Here is a 1399-nt window from a genome sequence, read left to right on the forward strand (position 1 = left end):
GAATAATTCAAGTGAATTTGTTTGAAAGAAGAACTTTAAAAGCTTTATTTTCACCCGATAAAATACCCATAAAACAAGAGGAAGCTCAAATGAGCTTCCTCTTGTGAAAAATTGTGGGACAGCAGTGAGCCGAAGCTCGCTTTTTTTGTACTTGATGTTCAGTCCATGCTTAGCCTGAAATCAGGTTATAGAACCATGGCAAAGTGGTCGCCAGGAATACCGACATGGCCAGACCAAACATCAGTTTCATCGCATCTTTGCTGACATTGCGTGAGGTACGGTATTTGCTGACCCCGTTCACAATCATTGAGATGGCAAATTCACGACCGGCCAACAGACCCAGGAATACCCAGGTGGTACTCATCGGGATATTGCTCCACTCTTTGAAAATCAGCAGGATCATTGCATAGATAAAGTCCACGATGGTCGCAGCACGTACATCGGTAACATCGGTTTTGGTATCGACAATCTTCTGGATGGCACCACCACGCTGGTACAGAATAACCCCCAGCAAGATCACAAAGACCGTAATGGCAAACATCAGGAATTCAAACGGTACCTGACGCGGCACATACACGAAGATGTTGGCCAGATCCTGAATCAGCCACTGGCTCCACAGGAAACCGGTAGATAACCATTGTAGAATCACCCATTTGGTCGAATGTTCCTGATCTTTGGTCTGGTTAAAGTACACCGTCATTTTGTTGGCCACAAAACGATAGATGATCAGCGCCGCCAGGAAGGCCACCGCATAACCCATCATGGATTTGACCATCATCGAGCCCAGGCTCGCAGGAGAGAAGATGGTTAGTACCAGGAAGGTGGTACTGACCGGAATACCATATTTGGTCAGTAGCAACAGTAAAACTGGCGGCACAATATACAGCCAGGTAATTCCGCCTTCAGGGAACGGAATGGTTTCCAGTCGCCCATAAGAGGCATCACCGACGCCCGATGCATACCAGCCATAGACCAAGACCACAACCAGGATACTGCTGATATATACCCACAGTACCCACCAAGGACGATGGGAGTTAGAAGAAATAAAAGTCCCTAAGGTTTGAGGTACATCATTTCCGACAATAGAATAGGCCGCCAAACAGAAGCCGATTACCATTAAAAGTTCAATTGTCATAAGAACAAAGCCTATGTTCAAAAAGGGAACACCACCCCCCAATTGGGCTGGCATTAGCTTAAAATGATGACAATACTATTTCAGTTCTATGACATTTTAGTGACAATAAAAATTTAAAATAAAAAAAGAGCACCGTAGTCACTGCTGTCCCATAGTTTGCTTTAAATAAAAAAACCTGAGTCCTAACAGTTAAAATATGAGTGTAAACAAACACTTTAACGACCAGGATTCAGGTTTTGTCACATCAGAATACCGTATTTCATG

At 44.1% G+C, this 1399-nt stretch carries 1 protein-coding gene; it reads right to left on the reverse strand.

The annotated features are described in order from the left end of the window. Window positions 1–169: 169 nt before the first annotated feature. Entirely contained in the window at window positions 170–1135 is a 966-nt protein-coding gene (locus FTU55_RS14920) for a hypothetical protein (RefSeq protein ID WP_016659723.1), read from the reverse strand. Window positions 1136–1399: the final 264 nt, after the last annotated feature.

The sequence above is a fragment of the Acinetobacter sp. YH12117 genome, assembly GCF_013418865.1.
Lineage (GTDB): Bacteria > Pseudomonadota > Gammaproteobacteria > Pseudomonadales > Moraxellaceae > Acinetobacter > Acinetobacter indicus.